This is a genomic window from Rhizobium sp. BT03, assembly GCF_030053155.1.
In the GTDB taxonomy this organism is placed as follows: domain Bacteria; phylum Pseudomonadota; class Alphaproteobacteria; order Rhizobiales; family Rhizobiaceae; genus Rhizobium.
The window spans coordinates 4,208,417-4,229,557 of sequence record NZ_CP125640.1; the positions used below are offsets into that span (position 1 = coordinate 4,208,417).

General features: G+C 63.2%; 18 protein-coding genes and 1 other RNA gene. 11 read left to right on the forward strand and 8 right to left on the reverse strand.

The features are described 5' to 3' along the window. Positions 1-51: 51 nt before the first annotated feature. The gene (locus QMO80_RS20405; protein ID WP_283198105.1) at positions 52-1,050 is read left to right on the forward strand and encodes a flagellin; all 999 of its coding nucleotides are present in this window, start codon (positions 52-54) and stop codon (positions 1,048-1,050) included. A gap of 291 nt (positions 1,051-1,341) precedes the next feature. Here the strand turns inward: QMO80_RS20405 and QMO80_RS20410 are convergent, their stop codons facing one another. Then, a complete protein-coding gene (locus tag QMO80_RS20410; RefSeq protein WP_283196684.1) occupies positions 1,342-2,673 on the reverse strand; it encodes an IS1182 family transposase in 1,332 nt (443 codons plus the stop codon). A gap of 273 nt (positions 2,674-2,946) precedes the next feature. Between QMO80_RS20410 and QMO80_RS20415 the strand changes: the two genes are divergently transcribed. Beyond that, positions 2,947-3,612, forward strand: coding sequence for an OmpA family protein (locus tag QMO80_RS20415; protein WP_049733608.1), 666 nt, complete (start codon positions 2,947-2,949; stop codon positions 3,610-3,612). Between the two features lie 49 nt (positions 3,613-3,661). Here QMO80_RS20415 and QMO80_RS20420 read toward each other — a convergent pair whose 3' ends face one another. Beyond that, positions 3,662-4,069, reverse strand: coding sequence for a DUF2000 family protein (locus tag QMO80_RS20420; RefSeq protein WP_283198106.1), 408 nt, complete (start codon positions 4,067-4,069; stop codon positions 3,662-3,664). Between the two features lie 40 nt (positions 4,070-4,109). On the opposite strand from QMO80_RS20420, the gene QMO80_RS20425 reads away from it, so the two are divergent. Continuing rightward, positions 4,110-5,021 carry an AraC family transcriptional regulator gene (locus tag QMO80_RS20425; RefSeq protein WP_283198107.1) on the forward strand — a complete coding sequence of 304 codons (912 nt, stop codon included), beginning with the start codon at positions 4,110-4,112 and terminating at the stop codon, positions 5,019-5,021. On the opposite strand, the gene QMO80_RS20430 is transcribed toward QMO80_RS20425, so the two are convergent. Beyond that, entirely contained in the window at positions 4,981-6,075 is a 1,095-nt protein-coding gene (locus QMO80_RS20430; protein ID WP_283198108.1) for an AbrB family transcriptional regulator, read from the reverse strand. The genes QMO80_RS20425 and QMO80_RS20430 overlap by 41 nt on opposite strands. 193 nt (positions 6,076-6,268) lie before the next feature. Beyond that, positions 6,269-7,192 (reverse strand): LysR family transcriptional regulator, encoded by a 924-nt coding sequence (locus QMO80_RS20435; RefSeq protein WP_283198109.1) that lies wholly within the window; start codon positions 7,190-7,192, stop codon positions 6,269-6,271. Between the two features lie 93 nt (positions 7,193-7,285). Between QMO80_RS20435 and QMO80_RS20440 the strand changes: the two genes are divergently transcribed. From QMO80_RS20440 to QMO80_RS20450, 3 genes are all read left to right on the forward strand, one after another. After that, entirely contained in the window at positions 7,286-8,320 is a 1,035-nt protein-coding gene (locus QMO80_RS20440; protein ID WP_283198110.1) for an aldo/keto reductase, read from the forward strand. Positions 8,321-8,587: 267 nt separating this feature from the next. Then, positions 8,588-10,000, forward strand: a complete 1,413-nt coding sequence (locus QMO80_RS20445) for an FAD-binding oxidoreductase (RefSeq protein WP_283198111.1) — start codon at positions 8,588-8,590, stop codon at positions 9,998-10,000. An 89-nt stretch (positions 10,001-10,089) separates the two neighbouring features. Next, positions 10,090-13,794, forward strand: a complete 3,705-nt coding sequence (locus QMO80_RS20450) for an AsmA-like C-terminal region-containing protein (RefSeq protein WP_283198112.1) — start codon at positions 10,090-10,092, stop codon at positions 13,792-13,794. Positions 13,795-13,849: 55 nt separating this feature from the next. Here QMO80_RS20450 and QMO80_RS20455 read toward each other — a convergent pair whose 3' ends face one another. From QMO80_RS20455 to ssrA, 4 genes are all read right to left on the reverse strand, one after another. Further along, positions 13,850-14,068 carry a ribbon-helix-helix domain-containing protein gene (locus QMO80_RS20455; protein ID WP_283198113.1) on the reverse strand — a complete coding sequence of 73 codons (219 nt, stop codon included), beginning with the start codon at positions 14,066-14,068 and terminating at the stop codon, positions 13,850-13,852. A 102-nt stretch (positions 14,069-14,170) separates the two neighbouring features. Continuing rightward, positions 14,171-14,365, reverse strand: a complete 195-nt coding sequence (locus QMO80_RS20460) for a DUF4169 family protein (RefSeq protein ID WP_049733600.1) — start codon at positions 14,363-14,365, stop codon at positions 14,171-14,173. A gap of 49 nt (positions 14,366-14,414) precedes the next feature. After that, positions 14,415-14,930: an SspB family protein gene (locus QMO80_RS20465; protein ID WP_283198114.1), complete on the reverse strand. Its 516-nt coding sequence runs from the start codon at positions 14,928-14,930 to the stop codon at positions 14,415-14,417. A gap of 128 nt (positions 14,931-15,058) precedes the next feature. Continuing rightward, positions 15,059-15,421: a transfer-messenger RNA gene (gene ssrA / locus QMO80_RS20470) on the reverse strand. A gap of 112 nt (positions 15,422-15,533) precedes the next feature. Here ssrA and QMO80_RS20475 point away from each other — a divergent pair. The 5 genes from QMO80_RS20475 (at position 15,534) to QMO80_RS20495 (ending at position 21,003) form a co-directional block, all read left to right on the forward strand. After that, positions 15,534-16,328, forward strand: a complete 795-nt coding sequence (locus tag QMO80_RS20475; RefSeq protein WP_283198115.1) for a thymidylate synthase — start codon at positions 15,534-15,536, stop codon at positions 16,326-16,328. A gap of 13 nt (positions 16,329-16,341) precedes the next feature. Beyond that, positions 16,342-16,860 (forward strand): dihydrofolate reductase, encoded by a 519-nt coding sequence (locus QMO80_RS20480; protein ID WP_283198116.1) that lies wholly within the window; start codon positions 16,342-16,344, stop codon positions 16,858-16,860. 149 nt (positions 16,861-17,009) lie between these two features. Then, the gene (gene hflK / locus QMO80_RS20485; RefSeq protein WP_283198117.1) at positions 17,010-18,095 is read left to right on the forward strand and encodes an FtsH protease activity modulator HflK; all 1,086 of its coding nucleotides are present in this window, start codon (positions 17,010-17,012) and stop codon (positions 18,093-18,095) included. Between the two features lie 3 nt (positions 18,096-18,098). Then, positions 18,099-19,058 carry a protease modulator HflC gene (hflC, locus tag QMO80_RS20490; protein WP_283198118.1) on the forward strand — a complete coding sequence of 320 codons (960 nt, stop codon included), beginning with the start codon at positions 18,099-18,101 and terminating at the stop codon, positions 19,056-19,058. Positions 19,059-19,266: 208 nt separating this feature from the next. After that, on the forward strand, positions 19,267-21,003 hold the full coding sequence (locus QMO80_RS20495) for a Do family serine endopeptidase (RefSeq protein WP_283198119.1): 1,737 nt from the start codon (positions 19,267-19,269) through the stop codon (positions 21,001-21,003). The last annotated feature ends 138 nt before the right edge of the window (positions 21,004-21,141 follow it).

Sequence of the window (21,141 nt, forward strand, 5' to 3'; positions counted from 1 at the left end):
TCATTTCTTTGTGCAGTTTGCGTCCTGTTTGCGTTTTGGAGTGTAGTTCCCGTGAGTATTTATCAGCGCGTCTCCGTGGACGCGGCGCTTCATGTGCTGCGCGATATCAACCGCAACATGACGGTTACGCAAAACCACATCACGACCGGAATGCGTGTCGCGAAAGCCGCCGACAATGGCGTCTACTGGTCGGTCGCCACCACCGCGCGCACCGACAACAAGGCTGTGTCGGCGATCCAGGATGCACTCGGCATGGCGGCGGCGACGATGGGCACAGCCTATACCGGCGTCGAAAACGTCATCGACGTCGTCTCCGAGATCAAGGCCAAGCTGGTTGCCGCGACCGAAGACGGCGTTGACAAGGACAAGGTCAACGAAGAGATCAAACAGCTGCAGGAGCAACTGCGCAGCGTTTCGGAATCGGCGACCTTCAACAGCGACAATTGGGTGATCCTCAACAACGACGCGACGCCGACGCAGCCGCGCCAAATCCCGGCCTCCTTCATCCGCAATGCGGACGGCACGGTCTCGGTCGGCATGCTGAGCTATCATATCGACAACACGCCGGTGGGGGCGACGAGCTCCAAGGACGCGCGCTATTTGATCGACGATCGCGCCACCGGTTCTGGCGAATACGGTGTGCTGACCTCGTCCTATTTCGCCACCGAACTCGGCGCCTCGCAGAATTATGTGCTGATGGAAAGCAAGAACGGCACCACCACCGGGCAGGTGGTGATCTCGCTTTCGGACGCCACGACGCAGGGGCAGATCGGCGAAATGATCAGTGTCGTCGATGCCGCGCTGACGCAGCTGACGACGGTCGGTTCGGCCTTCGGCGCGCTGGAGAAACGTATCAACCTGCAGAACGATTTCGCCATGAAACTGCACGACAACAACACCGCCGGAATCGGCCGGCTCGTCGATGCCGACATGGAGGAAGAGTCGAGCAGGCTCAAGGCGCTGCAGACGCAGCAGCAGCTCGGCCTGCAATCGCTGAACATCGCCAATGCCACTTATGATACGGTCAGGCAGTTGTTCCAGAATTTCTAAGGATGTGAGCCGCCACCCGCCCTCGTGGTTCGAGACGGCCCTGCGGGCCTCCTCACCATGAGGGCTGGTTGTCGCGCCCTGCGGCTAGGTTATCAGCGGCAGGGCGCTGCGCTCTGATTGGGCAAGCCGCAACCTCTCTCCGGCCTCATCCTGAGAGCTTGTGAAGCTTTTGAATCTTGTGCGTTTCAGGCCAGTGTTGGCTGGTCTTGGCTGGCCGATGCCATCGAGCGTTAGCCGATTACGCGGTGCGTTTTGATGGTCGCGTGTTGGCGTCAGGGTGATTGCCCTGGTTTAGCCATTGGCAAGCCGATGGCCTTGCAGGATATTGTTGGTGAGTGCGTAGCAGAGCACGACGGCCTGGACCTTTTCGATGCCGCGCACCGTCAATTGTCGCAGATTCCAGTTGCGCCAGCGGGCATGGATGCATTCGCAGATCGAGCGGGGTTTGTACTGAGCCTTGCCCGTCTCGCTTCCCATGCGGGTCCGCCAGGTTGACACACCCGCACCGTCGCCGCGCCGCGGCAAGAAGGGATCGGTTCCGTGTTTGGACTGCGTGGGCGGACAAAAGACCTCGACCCCTTCGCCGTGCGCCCACTCGATATCTTCAGCGCTGCAAAAGCCGCCATCGGCGAGATAGCGGCGCGGCAGATGGCCGCTCAGCGCGCGCAACCGCTCCAGCATCGGCCGCATGAGGCCGCGATCGGAGCCGGCATTGGTCACCTCGAGCCCGACCACGAACTGCTCGCCGGCGGTGCTCGCAACCTGCACATTATAAGCCGGACGGAAGCCGCCGTCGGCCATCTTCATCACCCGCGCCTGCGCATCCGTGCTGGAGGCGCGCGGCTCCTTCGGCTTTTTGCCATTGCCGCGCTTTTCTTCGCGCGCTTGGCGATGGCGCTGAATCTCGTCAAGAGCGGCCTTGGCTGCTCTGAGCCGCTCGCCGCGCTCACGCGCCGCTCGTTGCCTGGCAGCCTCGATGCGCCGAGTGCTGGCATCCGAACGCGCATCGACCTCGCGCTTGAGCTGATCCACAACCGCCTCGGCAATGGAAAGATGCCGATCAAGCGTCGCCTTGCGGCCGAACGAGGCGGCACCCGCGCTCGCCCGGACCCGCACGCCATCCTGCGCCAAATTATCGAAAGCGACGAGGCCGGCATCGGCAAGCGCCGCCAGATGCTCGGCCAGCAGCCGGTCGAGCAGATCGGCGCAACCAACCCGAAAATCCGACAGCGTGTGATAGTTCACCGAGACGCCGCCGCACAGCCAGCGATAGACGTCGTGGCTCCCGCACAGCCGTTCCAGCGCCCGCGCACTGCCGACGCCATCGCTGCTGGCATAGAGCCACAGCGCCAGCAAAAGCCGTGGCGAAATCGGCGGATGGCCCGGCCGCTGCTCACGCGCTTTGATCCGATCTTCAAGCGCGCTCAGATCCAGTCCCTCGACATAGCTCCAAATCACGCGCACCGCGTGATCCTGGCCGATCAAGCTGTCGATATCCACGGCACGCAACTCGATCTGATCGCGCACCGGCTCGCGCATGCGCGCCGCCCCGCGCCCCGCCTGAGCACTGCGCTGCGATCCATGCACCGGCAATCCTTCGAACAGCTCGTCGCTCACCATCATCCCCCAAGCAAATCAACCACCCAACAGAATCACAATCCCATCGACACCGCCACAAAACATTCACAGGCTCTGAGGCGCCCCGCAGGGGCCTCGAAGGACGGGGCCGGGCACTGACGCGTGGTCGATCCATTAAAACTGGTGATATCAGCGCATTCCCGCAACATGGCTCCTATTTCGGCGCCTGAAATTCCCTTATCACGAGAACATCTTCATTTTCTTGCCGCAATCCTTGCCATTTGCTCGTATCAGCTTCGAACGGAGACCATCCTGTCCATGATCAAGAAATTCGTACTTTTGGCTGTCGCAGCAAGCTATCTCAGCGCCTGCACGACGACCGATCCCTATACCGGTGAACAGAAGGTTTCCAATACGGCGGGTGGCGCAGCACTTGGCGCGCTTGGCGGCGCTCTGGTCGGCGTGGCTGTCGGCGGCGGCGGCCACGGCAAGCGCAACGCAGCGCTGATCGGCGCCGGCGTCGGTGCGCTCGCCGGCGGCGCGATCGGCAATTACATGGATCAGCAGGAATCCGAGCTTCGCGCCCAGCTCGAAGGCACCGGTATTTCGGTAACCCGCAACGGCGACAACATCATTCTCAACATGCCGTCGAACATCACCTTCGACGTTGACCAGGATGCGGTGAAGCCGGGCTTCTATCCGACGCTGAATTCGGTGGCGATCGTGCTGCGCAAGTTCAACCGCACGCTGATCGACGTCAACGGCCATACGGATTCGACCGGCAGCCTGCAGCACAATCAGGACCTGTCGCAGCGCCGCGCGCTTTCGGTCGCCGATTATCTCGGCGGCCAGGGCATCGACCAGCGCCGCGTCTCGGCCGTCGGCTTCGGCCCGTCGCAGCCGGTTGCCTCCAATGCCAGCGAGGCCGGCCGCGCCCAGAACCGTCGCGTCGAAATCCAGATCGCGCCGATCACACAGGGCTGAGGCAGACTTTCCGTCTTTGAAGCGGCCGGGCTATGCCCGGCCGTTTTTGTTACTGCTGCATCGCCGCGCCCTTGGTGATCTTGTCGACGATCTTCTTTTCGGCGCGCAGCGCGATCCCGACCACCCTGGCATCATCGGGCGCATATTCGGAAAAGACGGCGCGGTTGGCGGCGTCGTGGCCGGTTGCGAACATTTCCTCGATGAAGAGCGAGGCGGTGACATCGCGTTCCAGCGCGCGTCGGTGGATGGCTGACATCGTTGCCTCGTCGGCGGAAAGCACGATGATCGGCTGGATCGATAGCGGATTGTAGAGATTGCCCACGCGATCCTTGTAGGGCTCGCCGATGATTTCGGGATGGCCGCCGGCGATGCCGGTCATCAGGAAGGCGGTGACGTTCAGCTTCTGCCAGCCGGCAAGATTGTTTCGCAGGACGACGGCAATTTTGGTATCAAACATCGGACAGTCTTTCACCTCGGGTTAGGGAGTCTCGGGCGCGTTGAGCCAGGATCTACATCCGCAGGCCCTCGAAGGTCTTGAACGTTTGTGCGCGGGACCTGCCGGCAACGCCATCCTGGCGGCGCCGGCTTTTCCCGGTATCGAGCGCATCGAGGCGCAGTTTTCAGGCAATGCCTTCGAGCCGCACCGACACGACACCTATGCGCTCGGCGTGACGCTGAAGGGTGTGCAGACGTTCGGCTATCGCGGCGAGCGGCGCTTCAGCCTGCCGGGCCAGGTGATCGTGCTGCATCCCGATGAGGAGCATGACGGCGGGGCCGGGACCGAGGACGGGCTGCACTACCGCATGCTCTACCTGGAGCCGTCGCTGCTGCTCGAATGCCTGGAGGCCGATGGTGTCGGTCTGCCTTTCGTCGACCAGCCCGTCATCGGCGATCCGGCGCTGGCGGCTGTGCTGCTCGCCGCCCTCGGCGAGCTCGACCGCGAGTTGGACGAGCTTTTCGTCGACGATTTCCTGTCGCAGGTGGCGGGCGGGCTGTCCAAGCATGCGCTGCTGCCGCGCCGGCCGCTCGGCAGCGTCGCCTGGCGGCAGGCGCGGGCGGCGCGGGATTATCTTGAGGCGCATACGACCCGCGCAGTACGCTCCGGCGAGCTGGAAGCGGTGACGGGGCTCGACCGTTTCGCGCTGTCGCGGCATTTCCGGGCGGCCTTCGCCACCAGCCCGCACCGCTATCTGCTGATGCGGCGGCTGCAGCGGGCCTGCACCATGGTCGGCGCGGGAGAGGGGATTTCGGACGCGGCGGCTGCGACCGGCTTTGCCGACCAGAGCCATCTCAACCGGCATTTCAAGAAGGCTTACGGCATGACGCCCGGCCAGTGGGCGGCGCTCGCCCATAACCCTGCGCGGCGCTTTATACGGGATTTTCCGCAAGGCCGGAGCGACGGGCGATGAAGCGGGCGAGCGCCGGGCCGATCATCAGAATGACAAGGAAACGGCCGGTCTGCATCGCCATGACGAAGGGCACGTCGACATCGCTGGAGGCGGCGATGATGGCGACGGAATCGGCGCCGCCCGGGCTGGTGGCGAGATAGGCCGTCAGCGGGTCGATGCCGGCGAAGATATGAAGCGCAGCCGCCATGCAGCCGCAGAGCGCCATCAGCAGCACGATGCAGGCTGACACCCGCGGCAGGGCGCGTGCCACATGCTCAAGGATCGAGCGGGTGAAACGCAGACCGATGCTCCAGCCGACAAGCGCATAGGCGATGGCGAGCAGCCACATCGGCAACTCGATCTTCAGAAAGCCGATGCCCTGCAGGAAGGCGCCGAGAAAGAGCGGCACGATGATCGTGCCGCCCTGAATGCGCAGGCGGCGGACGCCATAGGCACAGATGGCGGCAAAGGCGGTGGTCGCCGCGAAGGCCGGCCAGTCGACCGCGGGAAAAAGGATGAGCGGCGGCGGCTCGGCGCCGTCGGCCGCCACCCAAAGGCGCGAGATCACCGAAGCGCCGACGGCGACGAAGACGACGCGCAGATATTGCATGAAGGCGACGAGGCGGGCATCGGCGCCATAGGCCTCCGACATGATGACCATGGCCGACGCCCCGCCCGGCGAGGAGCCCCAGACGGCGGTGGTTCCAGGCAGTACCTGCCAGCGTGTCAGCAGCCAGCCGAGACCGGTGGCGATGGCGATGACCGAGAAGATGAAAAGCAGGAAGAGCGGCGCGTCCTTCGCCATCGTGCCGAGAATGTCGGGGGTGATGGTGCGCGCCATCATCAGGCCGACTAGGACCTGGCCGAATTGCAGCGGCCAGGCGGGCACGCGAAGCTTTCCCTTGCCGACGGTGAGCGCCAGCACGATGGCCGCGGCCATCGGTCCGATCAGCAGCGAGGCGGGCAGGGCAAAGAGTTCGAGGAAGACGACGAGAGCGGTCGAAAGCGCCAGCAGCAGGGCCCATTTCGGCAGGCCGGCATCCCGCAGCAGGCGGCGTGCGTCGCTGAATGGCATGATCCCCATATCTTTCCTGGCCGGTGCCAAGCCCTGAGGCTGAAAATGGGAGGAAGCTCCGGCATGTCGAAGAGAGGCCGGCTGCAAGGACCGGCTGGCGCGGGTTCGGTATAGGCAGCGGCAATGGCGGCGGTCAATTGCGAAATCTGGCTCTTCGGCGGCCCGGATTGCGAATTCGATTCAAGCGGCGGCTTTAAACCATTGTATTCATGGATGAGAGACGCACATGGCCTGCGAGGAAATCGAGCAAGGCGCGCACGCGCGCCGGCAACGGGCCGCCCTGGCCCATATAGAGGGCGTAGAATTCTTCGAGATCGCCGGGATTGGCTTCTTCGAGCACGGGCACCAGCCGGCCGGCATCGATATCGGCACGCACGGTGAAGGCGGCAAGCCGGGCGAGACCGGCACCGGACAGCGCCAGATGCCGCATGGCTTCGCCATCTCCCACCTGCACGCCGGGCGTGATCGGGACCGTTACCGTCTCGCCGTCTTCGCGCAGCGGCCAGCCCTCGACGGCGCGGGCGTAGGAAAAGCCGATGCGGCAGTGGCGGCGGAGATCGGCGACCGTGCGTGGCTCGCCGTGACGCCTGAGATAGTCGGGCGAGGCGACGATGATCTTGCCGGTGGCGCCAAGCTTGCGGGCAATCAGGCTGGAGCTCTTCAAGGGGCCGGCGCGGATCGCGACGTCGGCGCGCTCCTCCATCAGGTCGACGATCGCGTCGGTATGAGAAATATCCAGCGTCACGGCGGGATGAAGCGCCATGAAGGCCGGCACGAGCGGCGCCAGCACATGGTTGCCGAAGGAGCCGCTGGTGTTGACGCGGATGCGGCCCGAGGCCTGTTCGCCTGATGAGGCCTGGCGCTCGGCCTCGGCGATATCGGCAAGGATGGCGATGCTGCGCTCGTAAAAGGCGCAACCCTCAGGCGTCAGCTGCAGCTTCCGCGTCGAACGATTGACGAGGCGTGCGCCGAGGCGTTTCTCCAGGCGGGCGACGAGCTTGCTGACGGCCGACGGCGTCATGCGCCGCGCCATGGCGGCCGCGGAAAATCCGCCGCGCTCGACGACGCTGACGAAGACCTCCATTTCGCCGGAGCGGTTGATGTCCTGACGGCTCATGATGAATTCAAGTCATAAATGATTTGCTGACAGGCAATCTATATCACCGGGTTGCCGAGGTCTATCTCAGACGAAAACGAAGGAGACAGATCCATGGACTACAGAAATCTCGGCGCATCCGGCCTCAGAGTGCCGGTGTTGAGCTTCGGCGCCGGCACCTTCGGCGGCAGCGGTCCGCTGTTCGGCGCCTGGGGCAATACCGATGCGCAAGAGGCGCGGCGGTTGGTCGACATCTGCCTCGAAGCCGGCGTCAATCTCTTCGACACCGCCGACGTCTATTCGGCCGGCGCTTCCGAAGAGGTGCTCGGCCAGGCGATCCGCGGCCGGCGCGACGCCGTGCTGATCTCGACGAAGACGGCGCTGCCTACGGGCGAGGGGCCGCAGGACTGGGGAACGTCGCGGGCGCGGCTGATCCGCGCCACCGAGGCAGCGCTCAGCCGGCTCGGGACCGATTATATCGACCTCCTGCAGCTTCACGCCTTCGATGCCTCGACGCCGGTCGAGGAGGTGCTGTCGACGCTCGACGGGCTCGTTTCCTCAGGCAAGATCCGCTATGTCGGCGTTTCCAACTTTGCCGGCTGGGAGCTGATGAAGTCGCTCGCCGCCGCCGAACGCCACGGCTATCCGCGTTATGTCGCTCATCAGGTCTATTATTCGCTGGCCGGGCGCGATTACGAATGGGAGCTGATGCCGCTCGGCGCCGACCAGGGCGTCGGCGCTCTCGTCTGGAGCCCGCTCGCCTGGGGACGGCTGACCGGCAAGATCCGCCGCGGCCAGCCGCTGCCTGCGGCAAGCCGGCTGCACGAAACGGCGCAATACGGCCCGCCTGTCGACGACGAGAAGCTGTTCGACATCGTCGCGGTGCTGGACGCCATTGCGGAGGAAACCGGCCGGACGGTGCCGCAGATCGCCATCAACTGGCTGCTTGGCCGGCCGACGGTCTCGAGCGTCATCATCGGCGCACGCAACGAGGAGCAGCTCAGGCAGAACCTCGGCGCGGTCGGCTGGAGCCTTTCGAAGGACGAGATCGCAAGGCTCGACGCCGTCAGCGCCGTGACGGCGCCCTATCCCTATTTCCCCTATCGGCGGCAGGAGGGTTTTGCGCGGCTCAACCCACCGATCGTCTGAGGCGCCGGAGACAGCGGACTTGCGTGTGGCAATGGGTCTATAACAAGAGGGGAATGAAATCTTCCGGCAATCTTAACTGGACAGCCGCTTTGACTTGCCCCATACCCAGCCTGCTGGATAATTCCTTAAATCGGAATCGATTTAAGGATGAAATTATGCAGTAATTTTAAAGGTCTACAGCGGCCTTCGCGTGTCTGAACAGATGCGCGGCGCTGTAGCCTGCAGGACATGATGTGGTTTCTGCGAAATGGCAGGGAGATCAAAGGGATGGCGCTGAAGGACGCGAAGGCCGGCACACGCAACGAGGCGGGGATATCAGCCGTGCTCGGCATTCTCAAACAGACCTTCGGCGAGCGCTTCCAGACCGGCCAATCCTTCCGTGAACAGCATGCCCACACGACCACCTACATCCCGCCGCAGCTGCCTGATGGTGTGCTCTTCGCCGAGAGCGCCGAGGATGTGAAGGCGGCGGTCAGGCTATGTGCGACCCACAAGGTGCCGGTGATCGGCTTCGGTGTCGGCACCTCGCTGGAGGGCCAGGTCAATGCCGCCAATGGCGGTATTTCGATCGATTTCAGCCGTATGAACCGGGTGCTCGAAGTCAATCCGGAGGATCTCGACTGCACCGTCGAGCCGGGTGTGACGCGCGAGGCGCTGAACATCCACCTGCGTGATACCGGCCTGTTCTTCCCGATCGATCCCGGCGCCAATGCTTCCATCGGCGGCATGGCCTCGACGCGGGCCTCCGGCACCAATGCCGTGCGCTACGGAACGATGAAGGACAATGTGCTTGCCGTCACAGCCGTCACCGCCAATGGCGAGGAGATCCGCACGGCCCGGCGCGCCCGCAAATCTTCCGCCGGCTACGACCTGACGCGGCTCTTCGTCGGCGCCGAGGGCACGCTTGGCATCCTGACTTCGGTGACGCTGCGCCTGCAGGCGATCCCGCAGAAGATCGCCGGCGGCGCCTGCGCCTTTCCGAGTGTCAAGGCCGCTTGCGACGCCGTCATCATGACGATCCAGATGGGTATTCCCGTGGCCCGCATCGAGCTGCTCGATACGGTGCAGATGCGGGCCTGCAATGCCTATTCCAAGCTTTCCTATGCCGAAAGCCCGACACTCTTCCTCGAATTCCACGGCACCGACGAGACGGTGCCGCTGCAATCGGCAGCCTTTGGCGAGATCGCGGCGGAATGCGGCGGCGGCGAATTCCTGTGGACCGCCAACGCCGAGGAGCGGACCAAGCTCTGGAAGGCGCGCCACGATGCCTATTGGTCCGCAAGGGCGCTGGCGCCCGGGCTTGCCGCACTTTCGACCGATGTTTGTGTTCCGATATCGCGGCTTGCCGATTGTGTTTCGCAAACGCAGGCCGATATCGAGGCGCATGGACTGCTCGGCCCGATCGTCGGCCATGCCGGCGACGGGAACTTTCATGTGCTGCTGTTGTTCGATGACAAAAGCGCCGAAGACATCGCCAAGGCCGAGAGCTTCGTGCAGCGGCTCAATCGGCGGGCGCTCGACATGGACGGGACATGCACCGGCGAACACGGAATCGGGCAGGGCAAGATGGCGTTCCTCGAACAGGAGCTGGGGGGCACGGTGGATCTGATGCGACAGGTGAAACAGGCGCTCGATCCGGACGATATCTTCAATCCCGGCAAGATTTTCCACCAGGGCTGAAAACGGAATATTCTCATGAACTTGGGCCTTGCCCCCGGCATGAATAGCGCTAGTGTCGGCAACAGTATCCCGAATGGAGAATTCTTGCATTGGTAGGCCGGTTCCTCGTCTTTCTGGGGGGAGTGATCGTCGTAGCGCTGTTTGTGGCGCTGCTTGCGCCGCTGTTCATCGACTGGACGGATTTCCGCAAGAATTTCGAGGATCAGGCAAGCCGCATCATCGGCAAGAAAGTCACCGTCTACGGCACGGTGGATGCGCGGTTGCTGCCGTTTCCGTCGGTGACGCTGCACGACGTGCGCGTCGGCCAGGAAGCGGACGGCACGCCGATCGTCAAGGTCGAGCAGTTCTCCATGGATGCGGAGCTTGCGCCTTTCCTGTCGGGCGAGGCGCTGATTTTCGACATGCGCGTCGTCAATCCGAAGGTGCGCCTGAGATTGCTCAAGGACGGCACGCTCGACTGGATGCGCGGCAGCCACGCCGAAATACCGGCGAAAACCGTCGTTCTCGAAAACGTGCATGTCAATGGCGGCGAAGTCGAGTTCATCGACGACCAGTCGGGCCGCTCCCGCCGGATCACAGGCCTCAATGCGGAAATGTCGGCCAAGTCGCTGGCCGGCCCCTGGCGTATCGAGGGCGATGCGGCGCTTGACGGCGAGCACGGCAGCTTTGTGATATCGAGCAGCCAGCCGGACGAGAAGGGCGTGCTGCGCATGCGCACGAAGCTTTCGCCGGACAAACAGCCTGTCAGCGTCGATCTCGACGGCGAATTGAAGCTCGTCGACAGCAAGCCGAACTATCAGGGCCAGCTTTCGGCGGCGATCGAAAACCGCAACAGCGCCAGGCCCGCCAACAAGAAAGAGCAGCCGCCCCGCGTCAAGGGCCGCTTCGAGCTTACCAACGAACGCATCCGCATTCCCGAATACCGAATGGAGATCGGCCCGACGGACGATCCCTATGTCATCACCGGCGAGGCGACGCTCGATACCGGCAATGCGCCGGAATTCCTGTTGACCGCCGACGGGCAGCAGATCGACGTCAACCGCATCGGCAATCAGGGCGCGGCCGGCAAGACGACGCGCGATGCGGCGGTCTCGGCACGCCAGCGGCTGAGCTCGCTGATCGATGTCATCCGGCAGGTGCCGATCCCGCAGGTGCCTGGAAAGGCGAGTGTCAAGCTGCCGGCGATCGTCGCCGGCGATACGACGCTGCGCGACGTGCAGCTGGAGTTGGAGCCAGCCGGTACCGGCTGGATGATCGACAGCGCCACCGGCACGCTGCCGGGGCGCACGCAGGTGGAAGGCAAGGGCAAGCTCCTGCTGCAGGGCGAAGCCTCGTTCAACGGCCAGATCGTGGTGGCCTCCAGCCAGCCGACGGGGCTTGCCTCCTGGCTTGCCGGCTCGGTCGATCCGGCCATCCGGCAATTGCGGCAGGCCGGCTTTTCCGCCAATGTCAGCCTGACACCCGAATTGCAGCGTTTCGAAAATCTCGAGATCGCCATGGGACCGGCGACGCTGAAGGGCAGGCTGGAGCGGCAGGCGATCTCCGGCCAGACACCGACGCTGTCGGTGGCACTGAACGGCGATACGCTCGATCTCGATGCGCTGCAGGCGCTGAGCGGGCTGATGACCGGCCAGGATGCCGGCGACAGCGTGCTCGACCACAAGATCGCCGCCCAGCTCAAGGCCGATAAGTTCACCGCTTTCGGCGTCGATGCCGAGAATGTCGAGACCACTTTCACGATCGCCGACGGGGCGCTTGCCGTCGACCGGCTGTCGATCAAGAATATCGCAGGCGCCGAACTGACGGCGACGGGCAGGGCGGAAGGCTCGCTGCTCGACTATAAGGGCGCCGGCGAGATCACCTTCAAATCGGCCGATCCCGGCGGCTTTTTCACCATGCTGCGCGAGCACCTGCCGCATCACCCGGTGCTCGACCGGCTGGTGCGAAATGCCGGCTGGTACGGCAATACGGCGCTGCGCGGCGCGCTGACGCTCGGCGGCGACGAGGGCGATGCGCTGACGGTGACGCTTGCCGGTGTTGCGAACGGCAGCCGCGTCAATCTCGATTACCGCATGTCCGACCTGCTGGCCCTGACCGGCAACGGCACGACGAGCCTCGAGGCGACGCTCGAAAATGCCGTGCCGTCCATCCTGTTCGGCCAGGCCGGGCTCGATCCGCTGCCGGTCGATGTCGGCGCCAACGGCCGCCTGACGCTGAAGGTGAAGGCATCGGGCAACGATCCCGCCGATGCCGCGCTGACCTTTGCCACCGACCGGACCTCGTTTACCGCCAACGGCAAGGTCGATGTCCGGCCGGAGACTTTCATGAACGGCCAGATCGCGCTTTCGCTCGACAGCGCCGATATCGATCCCTATCTCATCATGAACGGGATCGCCCTGCCGCAGACGGGAACCGGGCTGCCGTTCGGCCTGCAGGTCAATGCCGGCGTCGACAGCGACAAGATCGTCTTGTCCGATCTCAAGGGCCATGCGGCCGACAACGAGTTTTCAGGCGCGCTGAGCTTCGACCGGAAGGCTGCGAAGACGACGGCGAGCGGCGAACTGACGCTCTCCAAGGCGGATGCCGGCTGGCTTGGCGAGGCGGTGTTCGGGCAGATCGTCGATCCCGCCAATGGCGCGCTGACGACGGCGCCGCTCGGGCTGCCCGTCTTCAAGGATCTCGACGTCAACGTGAAACTGACGGCCAAGCAGTTCTGGCCAGGCCTGCCGGAAACGGCGGTCACCGACTTCACAAGCAACGTCGTCTACAAGGGCGACGAGCTGCAGCTCAACGACATGGCCGGCAGCTGGGACGGCGGGAAGCTCTCCGGCAATCTGCTGTTCACCAATGCCGACGGCACCGGCTTCCTGCAGACGAAGCTTGCGCTTGCCGATTCCGATCTTGCCGGCGTCGTCTGGCTGCGCGACGGCGCACCGATTGCCAACGGCAAATTCGGATTGTCGCTGTCGATGGAAGCCTCGGGCAAGACCATCGGCGAGATCGCCAGTTCGCTGAACGGTTCGGGCGAACTGAGGCTCGGAGATAGCAGCATACGCGGGCTGAACCTCGCCATCTTACCGCCGCTGCTTGCCGCGACCGACACGATGCAGGAGCAGATCAATGCCGGCAAGGTGCATCCGATCGTTGAGACGCTGCTCAGCAACGGAGAGGCGAAGCTGCCGCCGCTCGGCATCCCCTTCAATATCGCCGATGGGACGTTGCGCGTGCAGAATGTCGCCGTCGCCAACGATCTCGCCCGCATCACCGCCGATGCGCAGATCGCGCTGCCGGAGGAACGGATCAGCGCGACGTTGGGCGTCGGGCTCATTCCGGGCACGGAAGCGCTGTCCGGCGCGGAGCCGGCGCTCAGGCTGAATTTTTCCGGCATGCTGCCGTCGCCCGGCAAGACGATGGATGTGACCGATATCACCAGCTATCTGTCGCTACGCGCCTTTGAGCGCGAGCGCCGGCGCGTCGAGCGGCTGCAAGCGATCGTACTCGAAAAGCAGCGGCTGCGCCGCGAGGCGGCCCTCTATCGGTTCAACGACGCCGAGCGCGTCAGGGCGGCCGAAATCGAAAAGCAACGGCAGGCGGAGGAAGAGCGGCTGCGCGCATTGGCGCAGGCAGCGGCCGCGCAGAAGGCGCTCGCCGAAGCGGAGGCGGCACGCGCGGCCGAGGCCAAAGCCAAGGCGGATGCGCAGGCGAGGGCTGCCGCCGAGGCGGAAGCGGCGCGGCGCAGCGGGCCGCCCGGTTCGCTCAATTTCGACCAGGTGCCGGGCGTTCAGGCGCAATGAATATGCGCGGGATTTGATTGCAGCGCGCGGCGTGAATCGAGTCCGATTGAAGGAATTATGCCGCAGCGCCGGCTTTCGCCCAGGCGAGCACATGCAGCCGGAGTGCCGAGGACAGGTTGCTGTCCGGCGGCCGATGATCATCGATCTCCGAAATCAGCGCGGCCAATGCCATGGAGCGGCCTGCGGCGATCGTTTTCAGCTCAGCCCAGAACTCGTCTTCGAGGGAAAAACTGGTGCGATGGCCGTGCAATGTCGCCGAATGCTTGCGGATCATGAAGCGGCGTCTCGGTTGGGCTTTCGCGGATTGATTCAGTAAAACCGCATAAGTGGCTGATCTTGGAATCGATTCCGGCTCTTCAAGCTCTGCGTGAAAGTGTCAGGCTCCGTCGTCATCCGTCTCGATCCGGCCGGCGCGATGGGCCTTGTCGGCCTTCTCGTTCAGACTGCGGGTGAGCTGCTTTTCGGCCTTGGTGCGACCGAAGGAAATGCGGTTCTGCTCGGCCTGCGCCTCCTTTTCGGAGCGGGCCTGCTGCTTGCGGAATTGGCGCAGATTGACGATTTCGGCGCTCATGCGGGGCCTGAATCCTTATGAAAAAGGGAGGCCAAGCCTCCCTTTGAAATCACTGCTTCTTGCGGAAGGAGTCGAGCGAGACGACCGAGCCCGGCTTCTTCTCTTCGCCATCGCCGGGTTTGGCGCCCGCAGCCTCATCCGGCTTTGCTGCCGCGTCGACGGGATAGGCGGTGATCTCGCCGGACGGCAACTCCTCGCCATCGGCGAGCGGCACATCGAATTCGAGCTCGAAATTGACGGAGGGATCGTAAAAGCCGCGGATCGCGTTGAACGGGATGACCAGCTTCTCAGGAACGTCGGAGAAGGAAAGGCCGATCTCGAAATGCGTCTCGGTGATCTTCAGGTCCCAAAACTGATGCTGGATGACAATGGTCATCTGCTCGGGATATTTCGACTTCAGGTGCTGGGAGATGCGTACGCCGGCAGCACCCGTGAGGAAGGTGATGAAGAAGTGATGGTCGCCGGGCAGACGGCCCGTCGCTCCGACTTCCGCCAAAACCTTGCGGATGACGCCGCGAAGTGCATCCTGTGCCAGAATGTCGTAGCGGATATGATCCTGCCCCATGCTTTTCCTGTCTTTCGTCGGTTCGGAAGTCTTTTCACAAGGTTATATGCCACGTCCGGGCGCCTTGGGAAAGACCGGAGCCGAGTCACGTTTTTCAGCAGCATACATGATTTCGGCGGCAGGGAGAAGGTGAAGGCTTCTGTTGCCAGGTGCCTTCGGACCCCGCCTAGAGGTGCGAACCACTAGGACTTGATTTGAAGTGTCACACTGCGATTAAGCAGCGAGACGAGCTTCCGCATAGTTGTCGTTTGCAACTACAATTTTAGCCCGATAACGGCGGTACAATGCCGAGCAAAAAGACGATCTTTACACCCTTGTCGATCCTGTTTCGCCCCCATCAAAAGCCGGCCTTCGTGGCCGCCGGTTTTTGGTGGAGGCGCCGGGTACCGCCCCCGGGTCCAATAGGCTTATTACACCGCTCGTTTATCGCCATAGCCGGCCCGAAAGCCGGCAGGGTTGATATAGTGGTTTCCTCAGCCCAAGGAAAGGGCCAACGTCATAAAAGCGTTTATGGACCGCATCAGAAACATTGGGAAAATACTCGCCGGTGATTGGTTTCCTGCTGCTTGAGGCTTAAATTGGCCGAAACGGAATCAGCGCGCCATGAAGCAATATCTCGATCTCCTGAACCATGTGATGGAAAAGGGCTCCGACCGGGGCGACCGCACCGGCACCGGCACGCGTTCGGTCTTCGGCTACCAGATGCGCTTCGACCTGCAGGAAGGCTTCCCTGTGCTGACCACGAAGAAGCTGCATCTGCGGTCGATCATTCACGAACTTTTATGGTTCCTGAAGGGCGAGACGAATATCCGCTATCTCAAGGAGAACGGCGTTTCCATCTGGGACGAATGGGCCGACGAAAACGGCGATCTCGGCCCGGTCTACGGCGCTCAGTGGCGCTCCTGGCCGGCGCCGGATGGCGGCCATATCGACCAGATCGCCAATCTCGTCAAAGGCATCGTCAACAACCCGAATTCGCGCCGCCACATCGTCTCGGCCTGGAATCCGGCCGAGGTCGACGAGATGGCGCTGCCGCCCTGCCATTGCCTGTTCCAGTTCTACGTGGCCGATGGCAAGCTTTCCTGCCAGCTCTATCAGCGCTCGGCCGACATCTTCCTCGGCGTGCCGTTCAACATCGCCTCCTATGCGCTTTTGACGATGATGGTGGCTGAGGTAACCGGGCTGAAGCCTGGCGATTTCGTCCACACGCTGGGCGACGCCCATCTTTACCACAACCATTTCGACCAGGCGAAGCTGCAACTGGCGCGCCGGCCGAAGCCGCTTCCCTTCATGCGCATCAATCCCGATGTGAATGACATATTCGGCTTCACCTTCGACGATTTCGAGCTGATCGGCTACGAGGCCGATGCCAGCATCAAGGCGCCGATCGCCGTCTGATCCGGGACATCCCATGGCCGATATTCGCAGGACCATTTTCGCCGCCGTTGCCCGCAACGGCATTATCGGCCGCGACGGCGACATGCCCTGGCGGCTGTCGAGCGATCTCAAGCGCTTCAAGGCGCTGACATTGGGCAAGCCTGTGGTGATGGGCCGCAAGACCTATGAATCGATCGGCAAGCCGCTGCCGGGGCGGCCGAACGTCGTCATCTCCAGGCAGGCGGCGATAGACCATCCCGATGTCTCCATGGCGCATTCGCTGCCGGAAGCGATGACGGCGGCCGAGTGGCTGGCGCGCGAAACCGGTGTCGACGAGGTCTGCATTATCGGCGGCGGGCAGGTCTATGCCCAGGCGATCGGCCTGGCCGATCGGATGTGCATCACCCATGTCGAGGTCGATCTCGACGGAGACGCATCGTTCCCTGCGATCGATCCCGACATCTGGCAGGCAGGGGAGCCTATCGCAGTTCCGGCCGGCGAGAAGGACAGTTATCCCACGCGCTATGTCATCTATGAGCGCCGCCACGCCTGAAAATGAACTATTTTCCAATTAAATTGACCAAGTTTCTCACGTTGCGTTGAAAGCCGATGCGGCGATACCTATAACGGTCACCAACGCATCCACCGGTCAGCCCCCACGGTTCCGGATGCGTGGAAGACTTAACGAACAACGAGGTTTTGATGCCCTGGAGCAATCAGAATGGCGGCGGCGGCCCTTGGGGCGGCGGCGGCGGTAATAATCAGGGACCATGGGGCCAGGGGCCGAACCGCCCGCGGGGCGGTGGCAGCGGCAAGGGCGGACCGCCCGATCTGGAAGATATCATCCGGCGCGGCCAGGACCAGCTGCGCAACATCGTTCCCGGCGGTTTCAACGGCGGCGTGGCGGTGATCGTCGCGGCGGTCGTCGCCATTTTCTGGCTGATCCAGTGCGTCTACGTGGTGCAGCCGGACGAACGTGGCGTCGAGCTGCGCTTCGGCAAGCCGAAGGACGAGATCTCGATGCCCGGCCTGCATTTCCATCTCTGGCCGATGGAATCCGTCGAGACGGTCAAGGTGACCGTGCAACAGCTGAATATCGGGGCGACGTCTGCATCGTCCTCGAACGGCCTGATGCTGTCCAGCGACAAGAGCGTCATCAATGTGCAGTTCGCCGTGTTCTATACGGTCAGCGATCCAAAGGCCTATCTCTTCAACGTCGAAAATCCGGCAGAGACCCTGCAGCAGGTTTCCGACAGCGCCATGCGCGAAATCGTCGGGCGTCGTCCGGCGCAGGACGCCTTCCGCAGCAATCGGCAGCCGATCGAAGTGGATGTGCTCAATATCGTCCAGGATACGATGAACCGCTACGGCGCGGGCGTGACCGTGACCGGCGTGACGATCCAGAACGTGGCGCCGCCGCGCGAAGTCGCCGATGCCTTCGAAGAAGTGCAGCGTGCCGGCCGTGACCGCGACAGCACGATCGAAGATGCCAACCGCTACACGAACCAGAAGCTCGGCCAGGCGCGAGGCGATGCGGCGCGAATCCGTGAAGATGCGGCCGCTTACAAGGACCGTGTCGTCAAGGAGGCGGAAGGTGAGGCGCAGCGTTTCACCGCGATCAACGACGAATATTCGAAGGCTCCCGAAGTGACCCGTAAGCGGCTGTTCATCGAAACGATGGAACAGGTCTTGAAGAGCTCGAAGAAGGTGATCATCGACGAGAAGCAGGGTGTGTTGCCCTATCTGCCGCTCAATGAGCTCGGCAAGCCGGCGCAGCAGGGAGGTTGAACCATGACATCGAACAGACTTCCCATCATTCTCATCATCCTCGCCATCGTGCTGGTCGGGCTTTATTCGTCGATCTTCGTGGTGAATGCACGCGAGCAGGCGATCGTCGTCCGCTTCGGCCAGATCCAGTCGGTCAAGACCGAACCCGGCATCTATTTCAAGCTGCCCTTCGGCTTCATGGATGCCGACCGCGTCCAGCTGGTCGAAAAGCAGGCGCTGAGGCTCGATCTCGACAATATCCGCGTTCAGGTTCAGGACGGCCAGACCTTCGACGTCGATGCCTTCGTGATCTACAATATCTCGGATGTTCGCCGCTTCCGCGAAACGGTGTCGGGTGACCGCGAGGCCGCCGAAGCGCGGTTGAGGGCGCAGCTCGATTCATCGCTTCGCCGCGTCTACGGCCTGCGCGACTACAATGCCGCGCTCTCGGAAGAGCGTGTCGCGATGATGCTGGAGATCCGGGACGACCTGCGCACGGATGCCGAAAATCTCGGCCTGCATATTGACGATGTTCGCATCCGCCGCACCGATCTCTCTCCCGAGGTTGCGCCCAACACCTATAACGCCATGCGCTCGGAACGCCTGGCCGAAGCCGAGCGTATCCGCGCGGAGGGTAATGAAGAAGGCCAGCGGCGCCGGGCCGTCGCCGACCGCCAGGTCGTCGAGTTCACCGCGGGCGCCCAGCGCGACGCGGAAATCCTGCGCGGTCAAGGCGATGCGGAACGCAACCGCGTCTTCGCCGACGCCTTCAGCAAGGATCCGGCTTTCTTCGAGTTCTATCGCTCGATGGCTGCCTACTCCTCTGCGCTTTCGTCGCAGGATACGACGCTGGTGTTGTCGCCGAATACGGAATTCTTCCGCTATTTCGACAATGCCGCCGGCACCCTGCAAGCGCCGACAAATCCGGCCTCATCAGTTCCCGGTGCGGCTGCTCCCGCAGCACCCGCCCAGCCGGCGAACTGACGGCAAGGGATGCCGCTCGCATCCCCGACAATCCTGAAAGGGCCGGCCCGAGTGCCGGCCCTTTTTTCGTGGAAAAGTCGAGGTAATCAGGCTTTTGCGAGGGTAAGTCATATTGCACGGGGATTTCGCGAAAAGGTGATTTCGCCCTCCATCATTCCGCCTTATGCTGGTGCTCAATGTGCGCATTTACCCCTTATGAGGAAGCTTGATGGCCCCCACGAATCGCTCGCCCTTCAGACGAACGCTCGCGCTTATGGCCAGCGCTGCAATTCTTGCGCATGCCGGCATGAACGGGGTTGCCTATGCGCAAACCGCGCCTGAAACGACAGCGCCAGCAGTTGTCGCACCCGCTCCGGCTACTCCGGAAGCAACTGCTCCTGCGCCCACGCCGCCTGCAGCCGCTGCACCGCAGCCGGCTGCGCCAATTCAAGCCGGAGTGCCGAACAACGGTCCGGCGTCGGTCGCGGATCTCGCCGAGGGGCTGCTCGACGCCGTGGTCAATATCTCGACCTCGCAGAACGTGAAGGACGACGAGGGCGTCGGTCCGGCGCCGCGCGCGCCCGACGGCTCGCCTTTCCAGGAATTCTTCAACGACTTCTTCGACAAGAAACAGGGCAATAAGGGCGGCAACCACAATGTCAGCTCGCTCGGCTCCGGCTTCGTCATCGACCCGACCGGCTATATCGTCACCAACAACCATGTGATCGAGGGCGCCGACGATATTGAAGTCAACTTCGCCAATGGTTCGAAGCTCAAGGCAAAGCTGATCGGCACGGATACGAAGACCGACCTTTCGGTGCTGAAGGTGGAGCCGAAGACTCCGCTGAAATCGGTGAAATTCGGCGATTCCAGCACGATGCGCATCGGCGACTGGGTGATGGCGATCGGCAATCCGTTCGGCTTCGGCGGTTCGGTGACGGTCGGCATCATTTCCGGGCGCGGCCGCAATATCAATGCCGGCCCCTATGACAATTTCATCCAGACGGATGCGGCAATCAACAAAGGCAATTCCGGCGGCCCGCTCTTCAACATGAAGGGTGAGGTGATCGGCATCAACACGGCGATCATTTCGCCGAGCGGCGGCTCGATCGGCATCGGCTTCTCGGTGCCCTCCGAGCTTGCCTCCGGCGTCGTCGATCAATTGCGCGAATATGGCGAGACGCGGCGCGGCTGGCTCGGCGTGCGCATCCAGCCGGTGACCGACGATATTGCCGACAGCCTCGGGCTCGACAGTGCCAAGGGCGCGCTGGTCGCCGGCGTCATCAAGGGCGGCCCCGTCGATGACGGTTCGATCAAGGCGGGCGACGTCATTTTGAAATTCGACGGCAAGACCGTCAGCGAAATGCGCGATCTGCCGCGCGTCGTGGCGGAAAGCACGGTCGGCAAGGAAGTCGACGTGGTGGTGCTGCGCGACGGCAAGGAGCAGACCGTCAAGGTCAAGCTTGGCCGGCTCGAGGACAGCGATCAGGCGGCGGCATCCGGCGATGCGGCGCCCGACGGTTCGCAGGATGACGGCGTGATCACCCCCGATCCCGACGAGAACAACGATATGGACCAGCCGGATTCGGGCGATCAGGCCCAGCCTGCGCCGGGTGCACCGGCGCCGGACCAACATCAGGGCCAGGTGTCACCGGATGCATCAACGCCGAAGAATGTGCTCGGCCTGTCGCTGTCGCTTTTGAGCGCCGAGACGCGCAAGGCTTTCGGCATTGCCGAGAGCGTCGACGGTGTGGTCGTGACGGAGGTGACGCCCGGCTCCGCCTCGGCCGAAAAAGGGCTGAAGCCCGGCGACGTGATCGTCGAGGTGGCGCAGGAGTTCATGAAGTCGCCGGACGCGGTCGCCGCGAAGGTGAAGTCGCTGAAACAGGAAGGCCGCCGCAACGCCCAGCTGATGATCGCATCGGCGAATGGCGATCTGCGGTTCGTGGCGGTGCCGATGGAATAGGTGAATTGCGGCGGTGATTTGATTGGCCGCTGCGGTTTCTACCCCTCGTTCCCGTGACAAGCGCTGGAACAAGGAAGGAGAGGGCGTGCCGTGTGGTACCCCCCTCTGCCCTGCCGGGCATCTCCCCCACAAGGAGGG